This window comes from Pseudomonas sp. G7(2022) (assembly GCF_052660475.1).
Map to the genome: position 1 here is coordinate 4176586 of NZ_CP109659.1, position 15684 is coordinate 4192269.

The 15684-nt window shown below is 61.0% G+C and carries 21 protein-coding genes; 1 reads left to right on the forward strand and 20 read right to left on the reverse strand.

Annotated features, from left to right (window positions below; all coding sequences use genetic code 11):
- Position 1: 1 nt before the first annotated feature.
- The 16 genes from NE357_RS18925 to NE357_RS19000 all read right to left on the reverse strand — a co-directional run bounded on the left by NE357_RS18925 (position 2) and on the right by NE357_RS19000 (position 11196).
- Positions 2-886: a baseplate assembly protein gene (locus NE357_RS18925; protein ID WP_169431150.1), complete on the reverse strand. Its 885-nt coding sequence runs from the start codon at positions 884-886 to the stop codon at positions 2-4.
- Positions 883-1209 carry a GPW/gp25 family protein gene (locus NE357_RS18930; RefSeq protein ID WP_169431151.1) on the reverse strand — a complete coding sequence of 109 codons (327 nt, stop codon included), beginning with the start codon at positions 1207-1209 and terminating at the stop codon, positions 883-885. The genes NE357_RS18925 and NE357_RS18930 overlap by 4 nt, the downstream gene beginning before the upstream one ends.
- A 5-nt stretch (positions 1210-1214) precedes the next feature.
- Positions 1215-1448: a hypothetical protein gene (locus NE357_RS18935; protein WP_169428215.1), complete on the reverse strand. Its 234-nt coding sequence runs from the start codon at positions 1446-1448 to the stop codon at positions 1215-1217.
- A 55-nt stretch (positions 1449-1503) separates the two neighbouring features.
- Complete coding sequence (locus NE357_RS18940; protein WP_249314320.1) at positions 1504-2073, reverse strand: phage baseplate assembly protein V; 570 nt, start codon at positions 2071-2073, stop codon at positions 1504-1506.
- The gene (locus NE357_RS18945) at positions 2070-2609 is read right to left on the reverse strand and encodes a hypothetical protein (RefSeq protein ID WP_169431152.1); all 540 of its coding nucleotides are present in this window, start codon (positions 2607-2609) and stop codon (positions 2070-2072) included. Before NE357_RS18945 ends, NE357_RS18940 begins: the two co-directional genes overlap by 4 nt.
- A 1-nt stretch (position 2610) precedes the next feature.
- The gene (locus NE357_RS18950; protein ID WP_169431153.1) at positions 2611-3267 is read right to left on the reverse strand and encodes a hypothetical protein; all 657 of its coding nucleotides are present in this window, start codon (positions 3265-3267) and stop codon (positions 2611-2613) included.
- Complete coding sequence (locus NE357_RS18955; RefSeq protein WP_169432673.1) at positions 3264-3578, reverse strand: head-tail joining protein; 315 nt, start codon at positions 3576-3578, stop codon at positions 3264-3266. The genes NE357_RS18950 and NE357_RS18955 overlap by 4 nt, the downstream gene beginning before the upstream one ends.
- A gap of 2 nt (positions 3579-3580) precedes the next feature.
- Positions 3581-3784 carry a hypothetical protein gene (locus tag NE357_RS18960; protein ID WP_169431154.1) on the reverse strand — a complete coding sequence of 68 codons (204 nt, stop codon included), beginning with the start codon at positions 3782-3784 and terminating at the stop codon, positions 3581-3583.
- Between the two features lies 1 nt (position 3785).
- Positions 3786-4820, reverse strand: a complete 1035-nt coding sequence (locus NE357_RS18965) for a major capsid protein (protein WP_169431155.1) — start codon at positions 4818-4820, stop codon at positions 3786-3788.
- A 12-nt stretch (positions 4821-4832) separates the two neighbouring features.
- Positions 4833-5183, reverse strand: a complete 351-nt coding sequence (locus NE357_RS18970) for a head decoration protein (protein ID WP_169431156.1) — start codon at positions 5181-5183, stop codon at positions 4833-4835.
- A 12-nt stretch (positions 5184-5195) separates the two neighbouring features.
- Positions 5196-6428, reverse strand: coding sequence for a S49 family peptidase (locus NE357_RS18975; RefSeq protein WP_169431157.1), 1233 nt, complete (start codon positions 6426-6428; stop codon positions 5196-5198).
- Between the two features lie 3 nt (positions 6429-6431).
- Positions 6432-8039, reverse strand: coding sequence for a phage portal protein (locus tag NE357_RS18980; protein WP_169431158.1), 1608 nt, complete (start codon positions 8037-8039; stop codon positions 6432-6434).
- Positions 8040-8041: 2 nt separating this feature from the next.
- Positions 8042-8257 (reverse strand): hypothetical protein, encoded by a 216-nt coding sequence (locus NE357_RS18985; RefSeq protein WP_169431159.1) that lies wholly within the window; start codon positions 8255-8257, stop codon positions 8042-8044.
- 10 nt (positions 8258-8267) lie between these two features.
- Positions 8268-10157, reverse strand: coding sequence for a phage terminase large subunit family protein (locus NE357_RS18990; protein ID WP_169431160.1), 1890 nt, complete (start codon positions 10155-10157; stop codon positions 8268-8270).
- Positions 10158-10200: 43 nt separating this feature from the next.
- Complete coding sequence (locus tag NE357_RS18995; protein ID WP_169431161.1) at positions 10201-10725, reverse strand: terminase small subunit; 525 nt, start codon at positions 10723-10725, stop codon at positions 10201-10203.
- A 132-nt stretch (positions 10726-10857) separates the two neighbouring features.
- Entirely contained in the window at positions 10858-11196 is a 339-nt protein-coding gene (locus tag NE357_RS19000) for a phage holin family protein (protein ID WP_085701142.1), read from the reverse strand.
- Positions 11197-11208: 12 nt separating this feature from the next.
- Here NE357_RS19000 and NE357_RS19005 point away from each other — a divergent pair, with 12 nt between their 5' ends.
- A complete protein-coding gene (locus NE357_RS19005) occupies positions 11209-11622 on the forward strand; it encodes a hypothetical protein (protein WP_169431162.1) in 414 nt (137 codons plus the stop codon).
- A gap of 461 nt (positions 11623-12083) precedes the next feature.
- On the opposite strand, the gene NE357_RS19010 is transcribed toward NE357_RS19005, so the two are convergent.
- The 4 genes from NE357_RS19010 to NE357_RS19025 are packed head-to-tail and all read right to left on the reverse strand — an operon-like array spanning position 12084 to position 15380.
- Entirely contained in the window at positions 12084-12443 is a 360-nt protein-coding gene (locus NE357_RS19010; protein ID WP_103368800.1) for a PA0613 family protein, read from the reverse strand.
- Complete coding sequence (locus NE357_RS19015) at positions 12436-14652, reverse strand: VapE domain-containing protein (protein ID WP_169431163.1); 2217 nt, start codon at positions 14650-14652, stop codon at positions 12436-12438. The genes NE357_RS19010 and NE357_RS19015 overlap by 8 nt, the downstream gene beginning before the upstream one ends.
- Complete coding sequence (locus tag NE357_RS19020) at positions 14642-14869, reverse strand: TraR/DksA family transcriptional regulator (RefSeq protein ID WP_169431164.1); 228 nt, start codon at positions 14867-14869, stop codon at positions 14642-14644. Before NE357_RS19020 ends, NE357_RS19015 begins: the two co-directional genes overlap by 11 nt.
- Entirely contained in the window at positions 14862-15380 is a 519-nt protein-coding gene (locus tag NE357_RS19025; RefSeq protein WP_169431165.1) for a phage regulatory CII family protein, read from the reverse strand. Before NE357_RS19025 ends, NE357_RS19020 begins: the two co-directional genes overlap by 8 nt.
- Between the last annotated feature and the right edge of the window lie 304 nt (positions 15381-15684).

Genomic DNA, 15684 nt, shown 5'->3' on the forward strand with positions numbered 1-15684 from the left:
GTCAGCCTCCTAACACAACGGTGTAACCCGTGCAGTAAGCGGCCTGCCCCTTGGTGGGTTTCAGATCCTGCCAATCCTTCAGTTCCACCCGCGCAACACCGGCAACGTGTAATTGCGCATCGACCCCAGACCGGGCCACCTCGACGCCCAGTCGGCGCCTTGGATTAATCCAGGCTTCCAATCGACGGATCGCCTCGGTAAGCGCCGCGTCGTTCTCGGGGCCGGCGCCCTTCATGTGCAGCACGGCGTCGACCCGGTAACGAAGGATCTCCGCACCGCGCACAGTGACGCGGTCGCCAACCGGGCGCACGTCGTCATCGTTCACCGCCTCCGCGACCAAGGCCAGCAGTTCCGGCTCGGCCGTACCGTCCCCCTCAAGTCCCAGCACCGTGACATCCACGCAGGCCGGCGCTGGGCTTTCCGCCGTGGCATCGGCGACCAGCGCCGAAGCGTTCCGTGCATGGAGAATGTAGCTATTGCGGGGGCCGGCCGTTGTCAGCCCCTCATAGGCCAGTTGCACGCGCTCACGTAACGCATCATGAGACTCCATGACCGCTGCAATCGGCGGCACAGCCAGAGGATCCGCCGCCTGGATCACCAGGCGCTTGAGGTTGACGTTGGCGGCCAGGTGATCCAGATCGGCGCCGGTGGCGTAGGCCAGTAACTGAGCCTTGGCCGCGTCGTTCACACGTGCCCGATTACCGAGCTTGATATAGCTGCCGAGCTCCAGCAGCTTGGTCACCGGATCGCTTTCCAGCGAGGCGGTCCAGTTCTGCCCCATATGCCCTCGGAACACGCCCAGCGCTTCGCTGTACGTGTCTTCAAAGTCCAGCGGTTCCAGCACGTCCGGTGCCGGTAGCTCCGACAGATCCACCAGGGTACTCATACCCACACCTCCAACGTGCCGCGCTCACCGAGGTATTCGCCGCTGATCTTGAAATTGATTTTCCCGCCGAGGACGGAGACAACCACCACGCGCTCAAGCTTGAGCCGTGGCTCCCATTGGTTGAGCGCCCGCACGGCCTCAGCCTGCGCCGCGCTTTTCCAGCCTTCGTTGATGGGCAGGTCGACCATGCGCCGTAGCTTGCTGCCGTACTCCGGCCGTTCACGACGGCTCAGCAAAGGTGTGCCGAGGATGTCCGCAACCGACTGACGTAGATGCTCGATACCGGAGATGGGCTGCCCGGTGTGGCGATCCATTCCGATCATCGGGTCTACTCCTTGAGCTGCTCGTATTCAGGGTGAGCCTTGAGGTATTTCAGCGCGATGTCATCGCCCGCCTCGACCGAGACCAGGCTCTTGGCCACAGGAAGGGTGCGACCGTCCGGAAGGATCACCGTACGTGAGGTGTAGAGGGTGTCGCGAAATTTCACTGCGGATGTGATCGGAACCGGTGGGGTTACGGCGACAGGATCCTGCCCCGATGTATCGTCTTGAGGTTTGGCCATGATTGCTCCGGGCATGAAAAAGCCCGCACAAGGCGGGCCGAGTTGGATAGTTTCACTAATGTTTGTGGTGGTTGCTGTTGCCGGTAGTGTCCAGGATTGCACCATCGCTGGTGATGTCTCCGGTGACGTGCAGCGGTCCCTTGATGTTCACCTTGGCTTCGAGATCGATCGTTCCCGACCTCACAGTGACAGCGCTGTCGGTCACCTCGGCTTGAGTTGACCCGACCTTGATGATGACGGTGCCGGTTGGCAGGCTGATGGTGTAGCTCTTGGCTTCCCAGTCGTAGATCAGGGACCCGCCGTCCTCAAAGCGCCAGACTTCGACGTGGCCACGGTTGTCAGGCGGTGGCCCGCCGTTACCGTATAAGCCGGGAATGAACGTGCCTTGTGCCACTTCGCCACTGGCACTGATCAAGGTGCCCTGCTCATTCAGGCTTGGCGCTCGCCAGTGTCGTGCCTTGCCGGCGGCAACGCTGTGCCAGCGCACCCAACCGCTGACCCATTCACCGTCCGAAACGCGGCACACCGGTGGTGACGCCGTAAGATCCACCGCCACCACGTAGCAGTCCTTAACCAGGCCGGCGAGCATGCGGTCATGCTGGGCGCTCACGTAGCCGCCGCTCATGGTAGATTCTCCGGCGCAAAGTACTTGTCCTTGTTGGCCAGGCCGGTGTCCGGCTCCATGCCGAACAGCAACGTACCCGGTGGCTGATCGGGCCACGGCCATTGCGTTTCGCCGAGGTAGATCTGCTGCGTCCATTCCACAACCCAGACGGTGTAGCCGTCCAATTCCGGCTTGGTCCAGTCCTGCATGGCCTGAACAAACTCCGCCGGTTCAACTTCCACACCCCACGACTGCATTCGCAGCAGCACGGCCAACTGACCGGCTATGAACACCGCTTGCTGATGGTGATCGGGCTGGATCGGGTCGGTAATAACACGCGCCTCGAACTTGCAGGACAGACCCGTTTCGCCGGTTCCCGGATCCAGTCCCGGCTCCATCTCTCCTAATTCGACCAGAACTGCCGGCAATGCGATGCGATCATCAATGTTCGGCCAGACTGCAACTGTCTGAATACCTGGCAGGTGATCCTGAATATGCCGTTCAATGGCTTGATATAACTGCTCCAGGCTGAAAGGCTCGTCGACTTGATCCGTCATGTCATGTCCCCTTCAGATGCTTCTGCAGTTCAAAATTGAGTTCCTGCTGCAGGACGTGCAGCAACTGTTCGTCGGCCTTGCGGATCCAGCTTTCGAAGTGTGGCCGCGCCTGCTCAAGCGATACCTTGGCTTTCGCCAGTGGAAAGCGGCTGCCGTGTTCGGCGATCCAGCCCGAACTGGCTCCGCCTGCCCCGCTGACATCGCTGTCGGGGTAGTCACTGGCGTCGAAATGCTTGCTGGCTGTACGGATCCAGACGTCCGCGCTGTTGCCGTAGACCTTCTTGAAGAACGCGCCCTGAAAGCGTCGACCGGCCACCGATACACCGGACCGACTCTGCCGAGGACGACCGATGCGGCTGGCTTCCATGGCGTTGAGGCCGAACCAGAGTTTGCCGCTGTTGGCTCCCCCGTTGACCGGGTACGCCCGCAAACGCTGACGCACGGCCGCCACGGCGATACGCTCCTGACGGCCGACAGCGCGGGCGATGTGTGTGGCGAGCCAACGCAGGGTTTTGTTGATTGCTCGCCGCTGGGCAGCGGCGGCGGCCTTGGGTACCAGGGCGGCGAAATCCTGAAAAGCTTTCAGGTCTGCCGCCGAGGTCTGCAGCGAGATCATCCCGCCGCCGGCCGAGGGCTTGAAGTAGCTGCCGACGCTCATGGTTTAGCCCTCAATAACAACGCGACCCACCCGGTGCCATCCGGTTCAAGTTTCACCAGGTCGTACTGTCCGCCGCCGTCTTGCACCGGTAGATCAATAAGAACCAGTTGGCCCGGCTCAATTCCTGAAGCATCGCTGACGCGGATCTCGAACTGCGGCTCTCGTAGTGCGGTGTTGATCCGGCCCATGCGCGGTTGTAACCAGGGTGCTGAAAAGAAACCGGCGATCTCGCGACCGCCGACCGTCCCCATGTCGCCCAGCCCATCCAGCACCAGGGCATCCATGTCTTCGCTCAACTCGCGAAAGCCCACAGTCATTCACCGTCGTCGACTGTAGCTGGGTTGTCTCGCAGCAATTGCTGCGCACGCGGGTCCTTGATGGCGGCAATGCGCCCCTCAGCCAACAGCGCATCCGCCACCTCTTTGCTGGGTGGGCTATAGGGCTCGCCTTTGACCACCACGCTGCGGCCGTCCTGCACGCAGCCATCGATCACCAGGTATTCAGCTTTTTTGGCCATGTCACACCACCTTGGCGTAGATGAAAGCGTCCGGCTCCAGCAGGCCGGCCAAGGCGGCACTCTGCAGCTTCAGCCAGCGGGCGCTCGGTTCTTGGGTGAGCCAGCTTTTCGGAAAGCGGGCCGCTTCAACCAGACCGCTTTCGACGGCTTCCAGATCCTGAATCGCGCCGTAGAGCATGGCGTTGCGCGTAGAAGTTGAGCCGAGGATCAAACCGCCGGCCGGGATCATCGGCAGTTCTTCATCTTCGTCGTCATCGGCCAGATACCACTCGTCATAGCCGTACAGGTCGACGCCTGGATCATTCAGGTAACCCAAGTAGGTCACGCCGTCGGGCAACTCCTCTGGCTTGATCATGCCCATGTCGACGCGGCGGGTATTGAGTTGCTTCATCACCGTCGCATTGGATTGGAAGGCGTCCAGAGCTTCGCCGCTCATGGCCACAGTATTGGCCGTGCGGCCGGAGTCCTTGGCGATCTTGCGTTTCCAACTGCGCAGGTTGCCGATGGGGTCGCTGTCGGCCGTGCCCCATTGCCCGCTGCCGAGGCTGATCCGGTGGTCGCTTGCCATCAGAAAGTCGATGGTGTCGTCCACGCCCTCGCCGATCACGCGAACCTTGCCGGTGGTCAGCGCCTGGGCGCACATCCACTCTTCGCGACGGACGATCTCGTCGTCCAGGTCACGCAGATCCTTGCCCAGCAACTGGCCGGCACGCTCCAGCGGGGTGCGCGTAGAGTAAGGGTTGTCGCCGGCCGCACGCTTAAGCACAAGCTCGGCAGTGGTCTCGCGCTTGGGCTGAATGTACGGCGGCGCGTAGGTGCTGGTGGTGTACCCCTCGCGCAACGACAGACTGCCCGGCAGACGCGGATTGACGAACGGCGCCATCTTGCGTTTGCCCTTGATGATGTCGATGTCAACGGTCTTGGTCGGGAACGTCACCGGACTGCCGCCATTGAAAAAAGTGTTCAGAAGAAAGCGGCGTGCGGTCGGCATCTGCTCGACCGCTTCCAGCATGGTGCGGGTATCAAAAATATCCATCGGAAACTCCGGTTAACGAACGAACAGGCACAAGGCTCGTAGCGCGGCTTTCGCCTTCGCTGCGGTGAGCCCTTCGCCGAGAGTGAGTTGGGTGGCCAGCACTTCACCGGTCAGTCGGATCGGCGCCGCTTGTGCACCTTTACTGGCATCCGTGGCTTGATCGAGGATCGCTGAAGGCACCTCTGAGCCGTCGGTGGCGGCGGTCTTGCACAAAACGTATTCGCCGCTCGCATGGATCTGGCCTAGAACAGCACCTCGCGGAAGGTTCTGGCCGGCGGCGATCACAGCAATATCAATCATCACCGGGAAGGCGCCCGCTGAAAGCTGCTCGGGCACATAAGTTTGGCGCTCTGGATTGCTCATATTTTTCTCCTGTCAGCGGCGCGAGGCGCCCACGACGATGGCGTTGACCACGGTCTTGCGTTCGCCTTGGTCATCGTTATCGGTTGGAGTCGAGGTCGAGGCGCCGGTGGCATCGGACTTGATCGCGTTCAGTGAAATGCCGCGATCCTGCGCCGCCTTGAACAGTTGCAGGGCGGTGGCCTCGACCGAGGTGCCGGCATCGATGGCGGCAGCGATCTCAGTCTCGAATCCCTTGCTGGCCATGGCGTTGATGCCGGTGATGCGCTGCCGTTCAGCGGTTGCGCCCTCCTGGCGGCTCTGGGTGCGGATGCTCTCCAGATCCGGCTGACTCGCCTGTGCGATCTGTATGGTTTGCGGATCCGTGCCGGCGGCTAGCGCCTCACGCAACTCCGCCGTGCTGCTGACAGTGGTCATGTTGAATTTCCTCGGTTGGGTTACGGCCGTTTTGGCCAGTTCAGTAATCAATGCTTCAAGCGAGCCCAGACGATGGGCCAAGCCGGACTCGACAGCGGCAGCGCCGACACGCAGTCCGCCGAAGTCGCCCATCTCCGGAACGCGCTCCGGATCCACACCAAGGTTGCGGGCCACCTTGGCTACGAACACGTCGCCCATGGCGTCAACGGTTTCGCCAACTTTGGCCCGGCCCTCTTCGGTGGACAGATCCACCCGCTTGTTGGGTGCGTTGCGGCTGACGATCTGGTAACGCTTGCGCCCAGTGGCGGCCTCGCCTTCCACCACCGCCTCGACCACGACGCCAATGCTGCCGGCGAGCGCGGTCTCGTCGATGACGATCTCGCCAGCCGCCGAGGCGATCCAGTAGGCCGCGCTGGCACCGGTGCCGCCGATGTAAGCAACAATGCGTTTACGATCTCGGGCTGCATGGATGTGGTCGGCCAGCTCGTTGATGCCGGCGGCCACACCGCCTGGGCTGTCGATGTTCAGGATGATTGCGCTGACCTTGGGGTCGTCCAGCGCTTTTTGCAGGTCGGTCGCCAGCACCTGGGTACTGGTCGCTCCACTGATCTCAGTGAAGAGATTGGCGTAGCGGAACACGGGGCCGACCACCGGGATGATCGCCACCCCGTTGCGCACGCTGACGGTACGGCTGTTGTCCAGCCGCATGCCGGAGCGTGTCTCCAGCGCCGCCGGGTCGCCCATTCGGTCTGCGATGGTCAGCAGGTTTTCCAGGGCGCCGGGCAGCATCAGCCAAGGCTGCGAGGCAGCCAGCTCAAATGCGCGGGGCATGGGTTACTCCTCGTTGGGGTTGTTGGGTGGGGTCTCCTGCTCGCGCCCTTTGGGCAAGACGTGCAAACCGTCCTTGCGGCGCTGCTCGACTTCGCGCACGCGCTGCCGGTACACCTGCTGCCACGGCTCGCCGGTCATCGCTGCGGTTTCGAGCGTCTCGTTGCTGACGCCGATTTCGATGCGTTTGCCGGCGGCGTTGGCCTCCTTCAATTCATCGATGGCGCCTCGGGCCGGACCGATCCAGATCGCCTGGCAGTAAGCCTTGCGCTTGGCCGGATCCGCATAGCCGGGCAACCTGATCAGACCTCGGGCTACGGCTTCGTCGATCAGCAGTTCGCGACTGGGCTGGCAGAAATCGCAGATCAGCCACCAGCGGCGCAGGCTGTAGAAGCGCCAAGCCTGCAACATCGCTGCGCGGGCCGCGCTGTAACTGCTGCTGTAGTGCAGCAGCAGTTCCTCCATCGGCTGCTCCAGGGCCGCGCCGATCTCCTTGACCACGGCAGTAAAGAATGGATCGAACTGCGCATTGGGCCGAGCCGGGTTGGCAATGACCGGTTCTTCGCCCTGCCCCAAGTCGACAATTGCGCCCTCGCCCAGCGCCAGTTCGCCATCCCCGGTGGTGTCCCCACCAGGGCCATCGCCTTCGTTGGCCAGCGCTGTCAGCGGTAGATTCCCAACCTGAAAGTCGTTGGTCTTCTTGATGAACACAGTGAACATGGCCGAGATCACCGCCGCCATCAGTTCGGCGCTGCTGTACCGCTCCAATTTCTGCAGTGGTTCCAGCACTGGGGCCAGGTACGGCGCGCCTCGCCTCTGACCTGGACGCTCCTTGTCTGCCATCACATGCATGACTCGGCGTCTGCCGGTGGCTTCACCGAAGGCTGGCAATCGCTCCCATTTGAGGGCTTGGCCGGCGGTGAACTCGTTCGGGTAACCGGTGCAGACGTGATAAGCCAACGGTGCGCCGAGTCTGTCGAATTCGACGCCGTCCACCAGGTTCGTGCTATCCAGTTGTCCAGCCGGATTGCACACCCGATCGGACTCGATCAACTGCAGCCGTGTACTGAAGACGCAACCCGGACGTTCGTCGTCAGGGCTGGCAATCAATACATCACCACCGACCATCGACGAGACCATCACGAGCGCCTGTAGCTGGTAATGATTGAGCGTCGCCTCCGCGTCGCACTCGCGTGGATCATCGGCATACAGTGACCAGAGGCGGTCGAGCTGAGCATTGAGGTCTTCGGCCTGCTCTTCACTCAACCCGAGCGCCGCGTGATCAATCTGCGAGCGGCAGACCAGGCCGGTTCCGACCACATTGGTGCGCAGACGGGTGATTGCCGCTCTTGCGATCAGATGATTGCGCATGGCATCCCGCGAACGGGCCACCAGCATGCGCCGCTCGTTTTGGTCGAGGTCGCGTCGAGGACTGCCGAGACCGGGTATCCAGCTGGCCATACTGCGCAGCACGCGTGAGGCACCACGCCAGCGAGTCTCAACCCCACCTCCACCACCTTGGGCGACGATGGGCTTGGCTCCCGTTGCCGACTTGGCCAGTCTGATGGCCTCGCGCATCAGCAACTCGGCCGGATCCTTTCGAAAGAAGCCCATAATCAGATCGCCAGGTAGGAGACGCGGTTGCGGCCACGTCCCTGTTGTTGGGCCTGTTCTAACGCGACCTCCTTGGCATATTGCTGCTCAAGAAGGCGCAGGCTGTTCAGTTCGGCGCGATACAGTTCACGGTCCGCACGGCGCAGGCGCTGGCCTTTTTTCAGGACGTCAGAGATCGCCGCCCGGACTTCCGCGAGGCGCTGTTGTGCGTCTGTCATGATGTTTTCCTTAGTAGCCCGCTCGACTGCGGGTGCCCCGCCCGCGAGCGACTGCTCGGCGCGGTACCGGTGCGACCGGTTGTTCAGTGGTGAACAGGGTTGGCTGTAGCAGTTGCTGCTCCAATTGGTCCCATTCGTGATCACGCAGCAGGTGAGTTTTCAAACTGCGAGCGGCGTGCAGTGAATACACTTCGCAGTCGAGCGCTTCGTTGCGGCGACCCGCTTTTTTCTGCCACACCATCTTGCTGGGGTTGCGTGCGTGTGGGGCCAGCACTTCGTTGGTGAGTTGCTCGTAGTAGTCCGAGCGAATCTCGCTGTACCAGTGCATACGACCTGGACCACTGCCCTTAAGTCGGAGTCGGCCGTCGATCAACGTTTTGGCTTTGTGCGTGCCGACGATGTGTACCCGCAGGCCGTATTTCGCAGCCTTGGTGTTGTCTTGCGAGGTGTCCACTGACTGTGGTGGTTTGGTGAAAATTTCCTTGTCACGGCTATCGACGGAAGCCCCTTTGATCGCCATGACGTTGTAGCGCTGGCGATCCCGAACGTAGGCATAAACCGCATCGCTGGTGTTGCCGTCGGAGCTGTCGATACTTACCGCCGACACCGCCAGTTGGGCGCCGCCCTCGGTGGGAATCGGCCGGGAGATCACCCGGTCCAGTTCCTGCCATACAGCATCATGCGGGTCGATGGGGTTGCCATGAAGTTCGCCCCAATACAGCCGCCATGACTCCTCACCACGCCCCCAACCGGTGATAACCAGAGCTAGGCGATCACCCTGCACATCGACACCCACGGTGACCAACAACACACCTTTCGGTGCTGTCAGCTCCGCGTACGGCTCGGCGCGCTTCTCCAGTTCGTCGGTCTTCGGCGCGTCATTCTGGTACTCGTAGCTTTCACCTTTGGAGCTGTTGACGAAGGCGATCATCGGTCCGATGTTGCCCTGCGAAGCCGCGTGTTCGGCTTGAAGTTTCTTCTCCATCAGCACCTGAAAGCGCGATCCCCAGAACGTCGCGTACAGCTCGTTCAGGATGTAACCCGCAATCCCGCGAAATTCTGCCGTTGCCGACCAGCGCCCGTGTTTGAGGTTGGCGTTTTTCTGGTTGTCGTCCCAGATCCCACCGCAGTGCGGGCAGGAATAAAACGCTTTCTCCGGACGCTTCTTACCGTACACCTCGTGCAGGTAATCCGGATCCTCATCGCAATGCAGGTTGTCAAAGCTCAGCGCGTGTTCCTGGCCACATTCATGGCAGGGCACCAAACCGACACGCTTATCCGACAGTTCCAGCTCTGCATCAATCGCCGACAGGCCTTTGATGGTCGGTGTCCCACCGATGATGATCTTCGAGCGACGGAAGGTTTTCAGTCGCTCTTTGGCCAGCTTGATGCTGTCGCCCTGTCCGCGCAGGTTGAGGTTGCAGTCATCAGGCTCCTCAATGGCCACTCGTGGCACCGGCGTGGATTTCACGCTGGCCGGACTATTGGAGCCGACCATCTTCAGAAAGCCGCCAGGGAAGCGTTTGAAGTCCTGACGCTGCTGCAGCTTGCGACTTCGCAAGTCGACTTTCTTGCGCAGGCGTGGCGTGGCTTCGATCATCGGTTCGAGCTTTTCGCCGACGTACTGCTTGGCCGCTTCCGCCTTGGGGAACAGCACCAGGATGGGCGATGGGTCGATGTCGATCCACTTGCCCAAGGCGTTGCCCAGTACGCCAGAGGTCCAGGCCACCTGTGCCGACTTGCGGCCGACAATCTCGCTGACGGCTGGATCGTCCAACGCTTCCAACGGTCCACCGGGCCAGGTCAGGTGCGGCGTCACGTCGAAGCGATATTTGCCGGGGCGTGCCGCTTCCTCGGGAGCGAGCCAACGGTACTTGTCCGCCCACTCGATGATGCTCATGCGAGGCGGTGGCGCCCACTTGCGGCAGGCGCCGCGCAGCGCCTTAGTCGCTGTTTTCTTCAAAGCCCTCCGGATCGTCCGGTTCGTCAGAATATCCATCTGACGGGGCATCATCCTTGTCATAGTCAGAAAGCCTCCTCAGGATGGCTTCAATGGGATCCCTGATCAGTTGGTCGTCAACCTCCACCCCGTAGCGCGCCGAAAGTTCGGCGGCCAAGGCGTCGGGAAATGTGTTGAGTAGCTCCACCTTTGCGGCGGTGATCATTGCTTCAAAGCGCTCGACCAAATCATCGGCGATGACAACCTCTCCCAGATCCTTGGCCATCGCGAGTTCTTCGCGATCAGCGCGGATCCGGTCGAGGCGGTCGCGGGAAGATTCTTTCTTGCCGTTGAGCGAGGCCTGGTGCATCAGCCACTGAATCACTGCTTCAGTGTCATATTGGTTTTCGTTGCCCCGACCGAGGCCGAACTCGGTCACTGGCATGCCGTCGTTCTGCCAACGGGTCAGGGTGCGTTCATCACGACCGACGATCTCGCTTAAGTCGGCCTTGCTAACTGTCCTGCCCATATCTAACCCTTTGAAAAGACGGACATCACTGCAAAATTCTCAGCTGCAGAGATCCCGCGAGTTCGCTAACCCGTGTAGGGGGCGGCCCTCAGGGAGGACCCGGAAAAATGGCGCCCCCACCGGGCCACCGACCTAACTTCGGTCGGTCGATGCCGACTCCGAAACGCCCAACCGCTTGGCAGCCCACCGTTCATACAAACCGATGGCAACATCGGCACCGGCCATTGCCGTCAGGCAACCCAAGGCGCCCGCCGTCCAGATCGTCATGCCGGCCGCGATCATCAGCATCATCGCCGACACCCCGCAGACTATGCAGGCACCGGATCGAAGCGCGAGGCGGCGCAACAATGCCCAGCCCCGCGCACCATCCTTGTCAGCCCGCCACATCTCTCCCGATACGCCGCCGACCAGGGCCAGGACGATCACTAACCAGATCGGCATCTCTGCCAGCGCTTGTTGCTCGTTTGTCATCGCTTGCTCCCAATGCAAAAACCCGGCGCGATGGCCGGGTTTATTGATATCGTCGTGCTTTCAACTCAAGTAAAAACAGGATGTTACATGGATATTTCGAGCGTAACCGTGGGCCTTATCACTACCGTTATCGGAGGGGCTTTTGTCACATGGTTGTATGGTCCAGCAGATGCGAATCTCAGAGCCTTACGCCGCCTGAAAATCATGGGGAGCATTTTGTATAAGGTTCTGGGGCTAGTCGGCGCCGTCGCAATGGTCATCAGTTGTGCGTTCGAGTTCTACAGTTTTGCTTACTCGGAAGCGCCTATCCAAAGGCTAGAAATTGTTGGCCTGTTTTTCTACATGCTCAATTTCTTTGTGTACCTGCTATCAGGCATGGCGCTATTGATGATCTGGATAAATCCAACGCCTCGAAACCGTCAGTAGCTCTGGTCGCACCTATCGAAGATGACTACTTTTTACAGGTCGATTCCGGTGGCAGCAACCCCGGTTTAATGCCACCCGGCGAATATGTGGGTAACACCGGGTGAACGCCTAGCGAATGTCGGCGAATATCCCACCCCGGCATTCTGCTGTTTCGGCGGCGTCCCATCTGTCCCACCATTCAGAATCGAAGTGGGACGCCTGAGAGCGCCTAAATTCGGGGCTTCGCCCCACTGTCCTACTCATTTCTCTCCTTTCTCGTGTAAAGGAAGAATCTTAAAGAACACGCGTGCGCGTGAAACGCGCGTATTGCTGCCCGCTACGCTTACACGGGCGGGAGGCACTTTTTAGCGGGACGGTGGGACAGCCCAACAACGACAAGGCCCGCACCTGTCCCACTGCATCAAAACGCAGCGGGACAAGACGGGCCAGTGGGACAGCAACAGCCGGACGAATGCCTGGGGTCACGCAGCCGCCCCCATCAGCACCCAGTAGATCTGCAGGTGTGCCTCATGCAAACGCTGGTAGTACGTGTCGCGACCACAACCGCAGTGTGCATACCGCAAGCGCATATCAACGTCGAGCGTGCAGTAATGCTCCCGTACAACCGTCACCAGCTCGGGCGCCAGATGCTTGGTCACAATCAGCTCGATGTCGAGAGAACTCTCCAGCGGCGCACGGAAGGCCCGCCGCCCACGAATCAGTTGCCCATTGCTCTCCATCATCATGGCAACCATGTTCCCCCCAGCAAGCCCCCCTTTCGAATGTTCGGAATGCAGTTCCTGCGCCCACAATCGAAGCAGCGAATCGATCTCCTTAATCAAAGCAAGGCTCCTCAATCGGTTCCCGCTTCAACGCCGAAGCACCGCCCCACCCTGCAGGTTTCTTGTAAGCCCAGGGCCGCTGACCACTCTTCACCAGCGGCGGCATCCGAACACGACGCCATCCCAACCGATGCATGATCGCCCCGACCCGCATCTGCTCCGGCTTGCCCCAATGCCCGAAGTCCAACTTCAACGCACTGCTCAGCACTTCACTGCCGGTGGTGGTCTCGCCGATCTGGGATTCTTCCAACCAGGTCAGAATCGGCCCTTCCCACTCGTCCACCACAAAACGCTCGTCCTGCTCTTCGCCGAACATCGCCGCTTCATCCAGCGTCACCCACCAAAGGTCGCCCGCGTCGTAACAGAACACCGCCTCGGCCCATAGCTGATCGCGGATCGAGCGCAACAGCTCCAGATCCACCTTCGTACACGCCACCGGCCAATAACGGCGGTTACCGGTCGCGTCCTTCAGGTACTCGTCCTGGTTCGTCGTCCCCACGAACACGCACTGACGCGGCACGTCCATCGTGCGCCGGCCGTAACTCTCACGGTAGGTATCGGTGGACGCCGAGAAAAACTGCTTGGCCTTGGTGCTCTCGGCCTTGTTGAAACTGTCCAACTCGCCCAGCTCGACGATCCACTTGCCCCGGATCGCCTGAAAGCCGTCCTTGTCGCCGAGGGCGAACGGCGTATCCATGAACCACTCGCCGCCGAGAATGCTCATTGCCGTAGACTTACCGGCGCCCTGCGCACCCTCAAGGATCATCACCGAATCAGCCTTGCAGCCCGGCTTCATCACCCGGGCCACCGCCGACAACATCCAGCGCTTACCCACCTTGGACGAGTAATCGGTGGCCTTCACGCCCATGACATCCGTGAGCCAGCTTTCCAGGCGCGGCACGCGATCCCACTCAAGCTTGCGCAGGTACTGCCGCACCGGATGAAACGCATGGTCATGCGCAACCACACTCACCGCCTCGATCACATGCGACGCCTTGACCCGCAAGTTGTACTGCTGCGCGAGCCACTTCATCACCCGCACATCATCGATGTCCGCCCAATCGCCCGTGCCGCCGCCGTACGGCGCCGCACGCAGCTTCACGATCTTCGAACTGAACGCGCTGTAACTGATCACCCCGGCCCAACGTTCATCGTTGGCCAGGATCAACTCGACATTCTGCATGTGCGCGATCAGCGCGCCGCTTTCGCTCCGAGCCAACATGTCTTTCCAGCCACCAGCGGCCGGCGGCTTGACCACCGCCAGCACCTGACGGCGCACAGCCTCCAAACCTTCGGCAACATGCAGGTCGTTGAAGTCGGTCCACTTGATCTCCCGCTCACCGGAAAAGATCGGCGCAACCACCTGGCCACCGACGATCAGCGCCGCATTGTTGGCCTTCTCTTCACCAGGGTTCCAGGCATCACCGTTAGGCTTCGTGGTCTTCCAGTCATCGTCCCGGCAAATGATCAGCGGGCAGCCGGCGAAGCGCTCACGCATTGCCTTGCACACCACCAGCAAATTGCCGGCGTCAAATGCGATGGCCACGGTCAGCGACGTCGCCATATGCAGGCTTGCGCCCGTGGCATAGCCCTCACACACCAACACCGGCTCACCGGGATCCGGATGCGGACCGATCAGGTGAAAAGCGCCCTCCTTCGACATCCCATAGGGCCAATACGTCTTGTCGCGGCCGGTGTCTTCCTGCTTGGTTGGAAAAACCACCTGCAGGCCGACAATCTCGTCACGCACGTTGCACATCGGCACCAGGAACGCACCGGTGCGCGGCGCATACCGAACACCGATACCGACGATCTGCTTACGATCCAGATAGTCGCTACGGCCCTTCTCCGGCATGCGCTTGAACATGCCCGCCGCTCGCTTGGCTGCACGACGTGCCGCACTGGCCGCAATCTCTGCAGCGCGGCGCTTGGCCTCCTCCTGTCGAGCGCGCATGACCTCACGCTCTTCCGGCGACATCCGCCCGGCCTTGACCTTGATCTTCTGCGACTCACCCGAACGCCAGTCACCAAACGCGCCGAAAATCAGCGTCTCACCCTTCTCGGTGCGATGCTCATGGGCGATGTACCAGCCGTTCTTTTCCTTGCCCTTGTCCTGTGCTGTTTTGCACCGGGTCAGCTTGCCAAAGACCAGCGGCTGCGCAGGCTCAAGACCATAATCCGCGAATTGCCCCAGTACCTCATCCAGCATGGCGACCCCCCTTCAGTTCGTCGACAGAAAGGCATCCCACGCATTGCGTACAGCCGGGCTGCGCCAAACGACGGGCCTCAGGGATCGGGTCATCACACGTTTCGCAGAACAGAAACGAATGCGCCGCCAAAGCGGGCTTGGCGGCGTTGCGAGCAGCGAGCGCTTGATCGAGGCGCTCTTGCACCAGATCATTAGCGAAGTCAGCGATATCAGCCACGATCAACACCCCGCGTCGTCTGATTGACATACGTGGCGCGGTTGAACATCCCCAGCAGCCCCTGAATCCCACGAAACACCTGCAGGCGAATCGCGGCCAGTTCCTCATCAGTAACGACACCGTCGCCAATGCTCTTGGCCCAGGTGTCTGCGAGATCCGCCACCTTGCGGAAGTATTCCGCGATACCGGTGGTCAACGTCTCGGGCATGTCATTGGTGTACGCCTCGGCCAGCTCCTGCCAGGTCGTGTCACCGACCAGCGCATGCACCGCATCCAGAATGCGGCGATCCTTGGTCAGCTCCAGAATCTCGCCGAACTCTTGGATGTTCACCGTGTGGCTTGGGTGGGTTGGGGAAAGCTTGTGCTGCAGCGTGGTCGCATTTCGGCCGGTGGTGGCGGCGATAGCAGCGGCGCCGCCGGGGTAGTCCCGTGCGGCATGGTAAAGCGCAAGATCGAGCGGCAAAACTTCCCGCTGCGCCCGGTCTAGAGAGCTCAGAACAATTCGGCTCATGGCATTAATCCTTGTAAGTTGCCAGTGCCGCGCGACATGCAGTGGTGATACATTTGCCGCGTGGCTTGAAAGGGCCCAAACGCCGGCTAGATCTTCGGGATCGATACCGGCACCGTGCCGGGGCGAACAATCCGTTGTTCACCCTTGGCGCAACAGCTGCCTAATCTGTGGTGGAAGAGGCAGCAACACCAAGGCTTCCGAGCCTTGGAAAAGCGCGATAAAGAGAGGTGGTTGCATGTGGTGTGCCCTCCTACCTTCATCGCGTCCCGGCAGCGCTGTGGTGGTGCGTGCCGGGAGGAACTGG

Excerpts from the sequence above, each read along its gene's own strand:
- NE357_RS18925 (WP_169431150.1), bottom strand. The coding sequence starts at position 886 with ATGAGTACCCTGGTGGATCTGTCGGAGCTACCGGCACCGGACGTGCTG.
- NE357_RS18930 (WP_169431151.1), bottom strand. The coding sequence starts at position 1,209 with ATGATCGGAATGGATCGCCACACCGGGCAGCCCATCTCCGGTATCGAG.
- NE357_RS18935 (WP_169428215.1), bottom strand. The coding sequence starts at position 1,448 with ATGGCCAAACCTCAAGACGATACATCGGGGCAGGATCCTGTCGCCGTA.
- NE357_RS18940 (WP_249314320.1), bottom strand. The coding sequence starts at position 2,073 with ATGAGCGGCGGCTACGTGAGCGCCCAGCATGACCGCATGCTCGCCGGC.
- NE357_RS18945 (WP_169431152.1), bottom strand. The coding sequence starts at position 2,609 with ATGACGGATCAAGTCGACGAGCCTTTCAGCCTGGAGCAGTTATATCAA.
- NE357_RS18950 (WP_169431153.1), bottom strand. The coding sequence starts at position 3,267 with ATGAGCGTCGGCAGCTACTTCAAGCCCTCGGCCGGCGGCGGGATGATC.
- NE357_RS18960 (WP_169431154.1), bottom strand. The coding sequence starts at position 3,784 with ATGGCCAAAAAAGCTGAATACCTGGTGATCGATGGCTGCGTGCAGGAC.
- NE357_RS18965 (WP_169431155.1), bottom strand. The coding sequence starts at position 4,820 with ATGGATATTTTTGATACCCGCACCATGCTGGAAGCGGTCGAGCAGATG.
- NE357_RS18970 (WP_169431156.1), bottom strand. The coding sequence starts at position 5,183 with ATGAGCAATCCAGAGCGCCAAACTTATGTGCCCGAGCAGCTTTCAGCG.
- NE357_RS18975 (WP_169431157.1), bottom strand. The coding sequence starts at position 6,428 with ATGCCCCGCGCATTTGAGCTGGCTGCCTCGCAGCCTTGGCTGATGCTG.
- NE357_RS18980 (WP_169431158.1), bottom strand. The coding sequence starts at position 8,039 with ATGGGCTTCTTTCGAAAGGATCCGGCCGAGTTGCTGATGCGCGAGGCC.
- NE357_RS18985 (WP_169431159.1), bottom strand. The coding sequence starts at position 8,257 with ATGACAGACGCACAACAGCGCCTCGCGGAAGTCCGGGCGGCGATCTCT.
- NE357_RS18990 (WP_169431160.1), bottom strand. The coding sequence starts at position 10,157 with ATGAGCATCATCGAGTGGGCGGACAAGTACCGTTGGCTCGCTCCCGAG.
- NE357_RS18995 (WP_169431161.1), bottom strand. The coding sequence starts at position 10,725 with ATGGGCAGGACAGTTAGCAAGGCCGACTTAAGCGAGATCGTCGGTCGT.
- NE357_RS19000 (WP_085701142.1), bottom strand. The coding sequence starts at position 11,196 with ATGACAAACGAGCAACAAGCGCTGGCAGAGATGCCGATCTGGTTAGTG.
- NE357_RS19005 (WP_169431162.1), top strand. The coding sequence starts at position 11,209 with ATGCAAAAACCCGGCGCGATGGCCGGGTTTATTGATATCGTCGTGCTT.
- NE357_RS19015 (WP_169431163.1), bottom strand. The coding sequence starts at position 14,652 with ATGCTGGATGAGGTACTGGGGCAATTCGCGGATTATGGTCTTGAGCCT.
- NE357_RS19025 (WP_169431165.1), bottom strand. The coding sequence starts at position 15,380 with ATGAGCCGAATTGTTCTGAGCTCTCTAGACCGGGCGCAGCGGGAAGTT.